The 10,000-nt window shown below is 50.5% G+C and carries 6 protein-coding genes; 3 read left to right on the top strand and 3 right to left on the bottom strand.

The window, feature by feature from the left end; all coding sequences use genetic code 11:
* Window positions 1-1,042: chaperonin GroEL (gene groEL / locus LDL35_RS05470; protein ID WP_304020241.1), on the top strand; the 1,042-nt coding region annotated here is incomplete at its 5' end.
* A 28-nt stretch (window positions 1,043-1,070) separates the two neighbouring features.
* On the opposite strand, the gene LDL35_RS05475 is transcribed toward groEL, so the two are convergent.
* From LDL35_RS05475 to LDL35_RS05485, 3 genes are all read right to left on the bottom strand, one after another.
* Entirely contained in the window at window positions 1,071-1,289 is a 219-nt protein-coding gene (locus LDL35_RS05475; protein ID WP_304020242.1) for a hypothetical protein, read from the bottom strand.
* A 30-nt stretch (window positions 1,290-1,319) separates the two neighbouring features.
* Complete coding sequence (locus LDL35_RS05480) at window positions 1,320-3,071, bottom strand: S8 family serine peptidase (protein ID WP_304020244.1); 1,752 nt, start codon at window positions 3,069-3,071, stop codon at window positions 1,320-1,322.
* A gap of 114 nt (window positions 3,072-3,185) precedes the next feature.
* Window positions 3,186-5,699, bottom strand: a complete 2,514-nt coding sequence (locus LDL35_RS05485; protein ID WP_304020246.1) for a S8 family serine peptidase — start codon at window positions 5,697-5,699, stop codon at window positions 3,186-3,188.
* A 183-nt stretch (window positions 5,700-5,882) separates the two neighbouring features.
* Between LDL35_RS05485 and LDL35_RS05490 the strand changes: the two genes are divergently transcribed.
* Together LDL35_RS05490 and LDL35_RS05495 are read left to right on the top strand one after the other, a co-directional pair.
* Window positions 5,883-7,202, top strand: coding sequence for an AIR synthase-related protein (locus LDL35_RS05490; protein WP_304020247.1), 1,320 nt, complete (start codon window positions 5,883-5,885; stop codon window positions 7,200-7,202).
* Window positions 7,203-7,361: 159 nt separating this feature from the next.
* Window positions 7,362-10,000: AIR synthase-related protein (locus LDL35_RS05495; RefSeq protein ID WP_304020248.1), on the top strand; the 2,639-nt coding region annotated here is incomplete at its 3' end.

Raw genomic sequence — 10,000 nt, forward strand, 5'->3', positions numbered from 1 at the left:
AGGTATGCAGTTTGACCGCGGGTACATTTCACCCTACATGGTCACCGACCAGGAACGCCGGGTCGTTGAGTTTGAAGAACCATACATACTCATCACCGACCGGAAGATCTCAAGTCTGAAGACCTTAATCCCGGTTCTTGAGATGATCGCCCAGACCGGAAAGCCGCTCCTCATCATCGCAGACGATGTCGACGGAGAAGCCCAGACTGCCCTCATCCTGAACATCATCCGTGGCGCCATCAAGGTCTGTGCAGTCAAGGCACCAGAATTTGGAGATGTCAGAAAGGAAGTTCTCCAGGACATTGCAATCCTCACCGGCGGAACCGTCATCAGTGAGGAACGCAACCTTGCAATCGAGGATGTCACCCTTGACATGCTCGGACAGGCACGGACCGTCAAGGTTGACCAGGACAAGACCACCATCGTAGGCGGTAAGGGCAAGAAATCAGACATCGACACCCGGAAGAAACTGATCGAGTCCCAGCTGAACATTACCGAGAAGAAGTACGACAAGACCACTCTTCAGAACCGTCTTGCAAAACTCTCCGGTGGTGTCGCAGTCATCAAGGCAGGCGCAGCAACCGAGACTGAAGTCAAAGAGAAGAAGATGCGTATCGATGACGCACTCAACGCAACCAAGGCAGCAGTCGAGGAAGGCTATGTCGCCGGTGGTGGAGTAACCCTCTTCCGTGCAATCAAGGCACTTGAATCCATGAAGGCTGACCCTGAACAGATGATCGGTGTCAACATTGTAAAGCGTGCACTTGAAGAACCACTCCGCCAGATTGCAGACAATGCAGGTCGCGAGGGAGCCGAAGTCATCGCTATGATCAAGAGCAATGCAAGCGAGACCTACGGATACAATGCAAAGACTGACACCTATGAAGACCTTCTCCAGGCAGGAGTTCTTGACCCGACAAAGGTTGTCAGATCCGGTCTTCAGAATGCAGCATCCATTGCAGGAATGCTCCTGTCAACTGAAGCAGTTGTTGTCGATTTCGACGAAGAAAAAGATAAGACATCTGCAGCAATCATCATCTAATCTTTTTTTTTTAGATTCTGATCACATTTCACATTCTGAACTTTCTTTTCTCTCGTTCCTTTGTATTCGTAATATACATCACCCCAAAGAAGAGGGCGATACAAAAACACAGGACTGCAGCAATCACCAGTTTCCAGGCCATATCAGCAGATTCTGACGTAACGGCCATACCAACAAATATCAGACCGATGATGCATGCTCCGGTTATTTCAAACGCATATAAAAACCGTTCACCGAGCTGGACCATTGTGCTCAATTCTCCTGCAGATCAAATATTTTATACCCCTGATGACCGGATAAACGTTCCGTTTGTATCCATGAAGATCCAGAACGAGGTAAAGGGGGAGATATTCCGGGTATCTGAGAACCTGCCCTCTGCTCCACTGATGATAGCCGGATCGTACTGCTGTGTAGATACATTAAAGGGAAGAATGCTCACCCATGATGATTCATTCGGGGATAGAATGTCACGGGCCAAAATCTCTTTCAGAAAAGGTGAACCGACAAGATTCCATCCCTTTTCCACAGTTTTTGTACTGTTTGAGTTCATATTGAGAACAAGGGGTACAGATACCGGTGCATCAGAGTAAACCAGAAGTCCGTCCAGAGGTGCCGGAGAGATCTCAGGGTTTTGAGCAGTCCATCCATCTGCTCCTTTGTAAGTCCAGATGGTATGACCGTCGGTATTGACCTTTGAGAAGAGGTCACGGCATGTCTTTTGGGATCTGAGCGGTGCCGGTATTGAGATAAAGTTCCAGCCATGCACCAGTTGCAGCTCATGCAAAGTTGAATTTCCTGAACCCAGAGCCCGTCTCATCTCACGGGAACCGGTACCTGAATTAAATGCGATGAGGGTCTTTTGCAATGTCAGATCCTCAGCGGCCTTCATCGCAGCCGGAGCATTTAAAAGTCCGTATCCATAGTAAATATCTCTCCCGGTTCTGCCAAGGTCTGTTGCCGATGACTGAAGCAAAGAGCGGATTTCTGCTGACGTCAGCCCAGGATACCCGTTCTTTATAAGAGATGCAACCCCTGCAACCTCTGCAGCTGCAAATCCTGTCCCTGTGCCCCGGCAATAGGAGTTGTTCAGACATGGGGTGATAATATCCTCACCAGGTGCGACAAGTTCGTTATAAATCCCGTAATTGGAAAAATATGATAGCCCGTCTGTTTTTGCAACTGATCCAACGGATATTACATCAAAATGATCAGAAGGGTAATGCATGGAATTTGAATCCTCATCACCAGCCGGTGCGATGAGAAGAACCCCACGGTCCTTTGCATAGGCTATGGCCCGATCCTCAGCCCGTGACGATTCAGTCCCGCCATATCCCATCAGGATGATATCAGCACCGGCATCGGTTGCATGAGCGATTGCAAGAGCCGAACGGGATGCAGACATATCTTTTCCGGTTACCCCGATTCGTTCAGGGATTAAAACAAGTGAAGAATTGGTCGAATTCTGCGATACATTCCCTGCAATCAGGGAGATAATACCACAGAGAGCAGTCCCGTACCCATCCGCATCTTCAGGTCTGCTGTCCTGCCCTGCCCAGTCATATCCACGGTCAAAGGTGCCGGCATCCGGATGAGAGACATCTGCCCCGGTACTAATGACTGCAACTTTCAGGACCGATGAGTTAAGCCCCGACCGCCTGACCGCATCAACCCCGGTTCTGACAAGAGCCCACTGATCCGGAGAACTATTGGTTATCTGATCATCTTTGGTGACTGATCCTGATGTGCGCTGTGCATCCTGCTCAATCTCATGGACCCACGGCAGGTTTAACAGTTCATTTGTGATATATTCGGTCTCATTCGGGTCTGTATCGACCGTGACAAATCCGAGCAGAGGAGACCGGAGAGAATAGGTAACATTCTCTGGAAGCGGGACATCAGGTGGAACCGGTTCATAGCCACCAGTCTCATTTGGAGCTGCATAGACGATAAGACGCACCTCATCGCTCTCAGCGCCGGAAACCTGAATGAAGAGCCCACAAAATAGCAGAATACCAATGAACCCCATCATCACTGGTTTTATAAAGCATCCGCTCTTATTCAGGCACCTAAAGTTAAGCCCCACCATGTATACTGCCCGAGTACTTCAACATCTGTATCAGGGAGACAAAAACCCTCTGATTTGTCAGCAGCCAGGAAACAAAATTCCAGGCCGGTTCATATAGATCCACCACCCTTCTGACGGATATAATAACCGTGACGGAGAATAGGTTCCCAAACCCCCATTTATAATAGAAGGCCTGAATTCCTGAGTCCTTGGATCAAAGACCAAAACCGTAGTCCATGCATCGGTAAGCGGGGAGAGCAGATCCCGGGCAGTGATACTCTCCCGTCCCGGGACCCCGACCGGGTTCCACCCCTGATACAGTTGCTTTACCGTCTGGTTGGTCCCGGTTGTATCAAAATGCAGGTTAATACCAGTCTCCTGTTCTGAATATACCCATACCACATCCATCTGAAAGAGAGTGTCATTTGGGCGGACCACACTCCAGAACCCTCCTGCCGGATTATAGCGCCAGATGGAATGGCAGGCAGTATGAACCGGGTTGAAGATCTGTGCGGTTTCATTCCCCCTCGCAAGTGGATAGGGGATTGATACCATATTCCATCCAGGATAGAGGAGCACTTTTTCTGCTGCATCATACATCCGTGGCTCAAAATTGCACCCATTCATCACCGGATACCAGATATTCCCTGATGTATTCTCCGGTAGTGACAGGTTCGTTGCAAGCGGTATCCCACGCCCATATACGGGATCCCATGCATCAGGAGATGTGCCGGTCGCATTCAGAATTATCTTCCTGACTTCGCTCTCTTTCATACCCAAAGACCCGCTCATGACAAGAGCTGCAAGCCCTGCAATATGAGGGGCGGCTGCACTGGTCCCGGTAAAGACCGCATGCTGCATTGAACCGGTCAGAACCGTGATATGATCCGGCGCTACCAGATCCGGCTTATTTCGAAGCTCATAGACAGGGTACCTGATCAGTGCCGGTCCCCGGGAAGAATACTCCTGAACGGTGAGATTTTTCCCCCCAGGTGCCACAGCCCCCACCACCAGAGCCTGTTTTACTGCCTGCTGACCAAAAACAGAATCTTCAGGAGTGTAGGGATCTAATTCAACCGATCTGCCTGACAGGGGGAGGACATAGATCTCGAGCAGGGCATCCTCTGCCGCTGCCTGGACAACCTTCACCGTAAACTCCCGTGGCCGGTCGGCAGAATTTACAAACCTGACCCATTCCATGGGATCGTCATCTCCATCCTGAAGATTTACACTTCTTGCAATCTCCCGCCCCGAGTCATCATACAGGAAGAGATCATAATTGTTCGCCGAAGCGCCAAACCGATCGTCCCATTGGAGGATCACATGACCGGCAAGACCGGATGGAACGGTAAATTTCATGTCTTTTCCGGATGACCCCTGAAAATCCTGCCAGAGATACCCCTGATCCTCGTATCCGTGAAATGGAGCCTGATAATGCTCCTTTGCAAAGTTACCGGCTGCAGTAATATAGAGGACATTATACGAAAGGACCCGGTCGATAATATTCTGACTGATATACCCGTCCTCGAAAAATGGTTCCACATAGGTGATATCATCGCAAATAATGTTGCACCCATGGATAATCAGCTGGTCCAGGGCACGGACAAATTCTATCTGGCTTGATCCCCGGTCATGAAAGAGGAGTGTTGCATTCGGAGCAATATCATGGATGATCTGCAGCATGGCAAGTCCTTCGTCACCGCCGACGGTATCAGATAAGACCTCCACATCCGGGAGTTCTCCAAGGGCCTTCAGTTCTTTTAGGCCATCAACCCCGTCCGATATGACGCCGACTTTGACACCTTCACCGGACAATCCGGATATATTCCGAAATTCCCGTGTCTGAAGCAGATAATCGCCCTCAGTTGTTATTTTGGATGTCCGTGGAGGTATCTGAACAACAAGGGAGAGTATCCCCTCCTGCATGGCCAGACGGGTGATATTATCTGTCCGTATCCATCCTCCGATTCGGCCGTATACCGAATCCACAACCGGCGAAGAGAAATAATCCAAAAATGAGGACGGTGAAAAGGAAGGGGTTGTCTTTGCCGAGATACGGACCTCAATATCAGCATCCCGAATCCTCACTTCACCGGTCTTTTCCATGAGCGCCATCATATCTGCCCGTGACTGTCCGGGGGAGAGATAGGTATCATCAAGAAGCTGTAAAAGGTCGGTGGAGAGTTTTTTCTTCCATGAATTTTCAGGAACCAAAACTGGCGAAGGTTCATCCTGTATCATCTCAAATGACCCGGAACTGGCCGGGGGAATTACGGGCATGATCCTTTTAATCCCGCTCATCCCAGATAGAAGAGTCAGGTTTTCTGATGTTGCCCATCCGGTGACAAGATGATAGGATGTGTCCTCTGCCGGATGAGAAAGCAAAGGGAGGATTTTTTCACTTGTCTGATTCTTCTCAAGTTCCAGGAGGATATGAACTGACCACTCACCGGTCTCATTCCTGCGTATCTGCCCGTTCTTCTCCATGCTGTCTATGATGTCATCAGGCGACTGACCTGGCGGACAGGAGGCTTTATATAAGATCTGAAGAAGGTCGCTGGACAGGACATCGGATGCGGAGCTGTCGCTCACTGTGGCGTTATCTGCCGCCCCAAAACCGCATACCAAGAATAGTATGAGTAAGAGTATGAAGGGTATTGAAAAAACCGAATCCTTTTGCAAGAGCCCACCAGTGAGAAATAGGTTTACCTATGAATCATAAGAAGTCTTTCGCCATATATACCCTTATTTTACTAGGAGGGCAAACCTTGTGACATGGATGTTGAGGGTTATGCCCGCCGGAATCTGAAGAGAGGTAGGGCGTCCCAGGATATTATATCAGATCTTGCTGACCGTATTGTTGAGATAAAAGGGATCAGCAGAGAATATGCTCTTTCCTTTGCAAAGGCAGTCCTGGTCGAAGTGACCGCTACCTCTGACTTTACGAGTGACATTCTCACCTATGAAAAGGCCGGTGTCACCATGGGTGCCTTCGGAGTCGGTTCACGGGGGACCGGCGACTTTTATGCACACAGAAAGATTGCCGAGATCATCGGAAAATCAGGGGCCACTGTGGGAGTCGAAGATATGGATGATGCCGGGGTGGTTCAGGCGGGGGGTCAGTTTATTGTCTGCACCGTTGACGGGATGCATTCACGTCTCTCGGATTTTCCCTACCTTGCCGGGTTTCATGTGACCCGTGCGACCCTTCGTGACTGCTATGTGATGGGGGCACGGCCGGTCATGTTATTTTCAGACATTCATGTAGCCGATGACGGGGACGTTGCCAAGATCTTTGATTATACCGCAGGAGTGACGACGGTTGGAGAACTGACCGGGGTGCCTCTTGTCAGCGGATCAACCCTCCGGATAGGCGGGGATATGGTTATTGGTGACCGCATGACCGGATGTGTCGGGACCGTGGGGGTTGCAGACCACATCACCGCACGACGACAGGCTGCCCCTGGCGATCTGCTTCTTATGACCGAAGGTGCCGGAGGGGGAACCATTGCGACAACCGCCCTCTATTACGGGTATCAAGATGTGGTAGACCGGACTATCAACCTTACCTTCCTTCGTGCCGCGGATGCCATCCTGAAAAGTGACCTGCTTGGTTCCATTCATGCAATGACCGATGTAACGAACGGAGGACTCCGGGGAGATGTTCACGAGATGGCAAAGACTGCCGGTCTCCGGTTCATTGTGGAAGAGGAAGCGGTTCAGGGGCTTGTCGATCCAGATGTATACCGGATGCTGATGGACCTTGAGATCGATCCGCTCGGCGTGTCCATTGATGCCCTTCTGATCATCGCAGAGCCGGATGTCATCTCAAAGGCCAAGGCCCTGCTCTCTGATATCGGGGTTACATCATCAGTCATTGGCCGGGTCGAAGAGGGCCGGGCTGAGCCGGTACTTATGAGAAACGGAAAAGAAGAGGAGTTTAACCCACGGTTCAGAGAGGCGGCATATACTCCGCTCAAGAAACTGGTAGAGAAAGAGCAGCAGGACTTTGAATCTATGAAAAAGGAGGTTGACCGGGCTGCACAGGCCGCTATTGCCAAAAAGATGCGGGTGATAGAAAGACTCATGTCCTGATCTGTGCCTTACCATCATCCCCAATCACCCCGAATATACAGAGTACGGTCAGGAAAGACACGAATCTGTTATTTTTTATCATACATTTTTTTCCACAGTTAATTATCCTGCAGTCTTGAGACTTATGATGGATTACAACCAAGTACTACCCAGGTATACATGGCATATGTCCACCGGATAGAAGTCCAATATAAAACCGATCCCAGACTCAAGGTCAGAACCGATCGGATCCGTTCACTCGGGTTTCCCATTGATGAGCTTCATGTGATCGATATCTATACCATTTCTACGAATTCACATGACTTTACCCCTGAAGAACTGCGTGAGATCGGAACTCAGCTCATAAACCCGGTGGTGCAGACATGTACCATTGATACGGCCATAATTGCACACTTTGACACAGCCATTGAGGTCGGGTTTCTTCCAGGGGTGACCGATAACGTCGGAACAACCGCACGCCAGACCATCGAAGACTACACGAAACGAAAATTCGGGCCTGGAGAGGCGGTATACTCATCCCAGCTCTTCTTTGTCAGAGGAAGGCTTTCACCAGCAGCCATTGAAAATCTGGCAGCAACACTTGCAAATCCTCTTATCAACCGGGTTCATATAAAATCACGAGCAGAATACGGCACGAAAGGGATGGATCGAGTTGTCCCGGTTGTCAGCCTGCACGAACTCCCGACTGCTGAACCGGTAGACCTTGACGTGGACGACCAGGAACTTATCAGAATCGGAAAGGAAGGCATCACCGACCCTGAGACCGAACAGAGAAGAGGCCCGCTTGCACTTGATCTGATACAGATGCGTGCAATCCGTGACTATTTTCAAACTCAGGGGAGAAAACCGACCGATGTTGAGATAGAATCACTGGCCCAGACCTGGAGTGAGCATTGTAAACACACGATCTTTGCCTCACCAATGGACGATGATATGCCACGGGGGCTGTATAAAACCTGTATCCAGGCGGCTACCAATACCATACGGGCACAAAAGGGCGACAAAGACATCTGCCTCAGTGTCTTCTCTGACAATTCAGGGGCGATCATCTTTGACGACCACTATCTTGTCACCCATAAGGTCGAGACCCATAACTCTCCATCTGCACTTGATCCCTTTGGCGGAGCACTTACCGGTATTGTGGGGGTGAACCGGGACACCATCGGGTTTGGTCTGGGAGCAAAGCCCTGTATCAACATCTATGGGTTCTGTGTCGGCGATCCTGAGAGCAATCCGGCCCTCTATCGTGGAAAAAATAAGTCAAATCCGATCCTCTCTCCGCGACGGATTCTTGACGGAGTAGTGTCTGGTGTCGGTGTTGGCGGGAACTGTTCAGGCATCCCCACCCCCCAGGGATTTGTCTGTTTTGATGACCGGTATGTGGGAAAACCCCTGGTCTTTGCAGGAACGGTCGGCATAATGCCCAGAACTGACGGAACACGCAAGCTCTATGAGAAACAGGCACGCCCGGGAGATCATATTGTCATGATCGGCGGCAGGGTCGGGAAAGATGGTATTCATGGGGCAACGTTCTCCTCAGAGGCATTGGACCCGGGAAGTCCGGTCACCGCCGTCCAGATAGGAGATCCCATCACTCAGAAGAAATTGTCCGATGTTATCGTCAAAGAGGCCCGTGACCGGGGTCTGTATACCAGTATCACCGATAACGGCGCTGGCGGGATCTCCTGTTCGGTTGCAGAGATGGCAAAGGAATGTAACGGGTGTCATGTCTGGCTTGATAAAGTACCGCTCAAATATCCGGGGATGGCACCCTGGGAGATCTGGATCTCTGAATCACAGGAACGCATGACACTTGCGGTTCCACCTGAAAAACTGGATGAATTCATGGACCTCCTTTCCAGCCGGGAAGTGGAGGCAACGGTTATTGGAACATTTACCAACACCGGCCGGTGTATTGTGGAGTATCATGGATCTGTCGTGATGGATATCGAACTCTCCTTCCTGCACGACGGTGTTCCGGTAAAACAATTACAGACAGAACCACCAGTCCCGGTTCCATCAGATCCCATGCCTGCGTGCCCGGAACAACTGGATACGATCCTCAAAGAGATGCTTGCGAGAAAGAATATCTGTTCCAAGGAGTTCATCTCCATCCAATATGATCACACCGTCCAGGGCGGTCATGTTCTTGGCCCGGTCCAGGGAACAGGACGAGTGCAGGGAATGGCAACCCTTACGAAAGTAGTTCCTGGTTCAAAGAAAGGAGTAGGACTTTCACAGGGCATCTTCCCGTCCTACTCAGAGATTGACCCCTACCGAATGGCGATTGCCTGTATTGACACCGCGATCCGAGGTCTTATCGCCCTTGGTATCCCGCTTGATGCGATAGCCATTCTTGATAATTTCTGCTGGTGTTCTTCAGATGATCCAAAGCGACTGGCCCAGCTCAAAGCGGCAGCCCGTGGATGTTATGACGGGGCCACCGGATTTGAGACGCCATTCATCTCCGGAAAAGACAGTATGTTCAACGACTTCAGGGGGTATGACGAAGAGAATAATCCGGTGCTGGTCTCCGTGCCCCCGACGCTCCTTGTATCCTCCATCGGTATCCATCCTGATGTGACTAAAGCAGTCTCTCTTGATGCGAAGATCGAAGGAGATCTTGTCTACCTGATCGGAGAGAACAGGGATGAACTTGGCGGGTCTGAATACGCTGCCCATCTTGGTATCTCTGGTGGCACCGTCCCAGCCCTTGATATTCCAGCCATGAAGGCCAGGTACCAGCGGCTCACCCATGCTATTTTACACGAACTCGTTGTATCTGCTTTCCCTGTCAC

The organism is Methanospirillum hungatei, from assembly GCF_020216685.1.
Classification (GTDB): Archaea; Halobacteriota; Methanomicrobia; order Methanomicrobiales; family Methanospirillaceae; genus Methanospirillum; species Methanospirillum hungatei_B.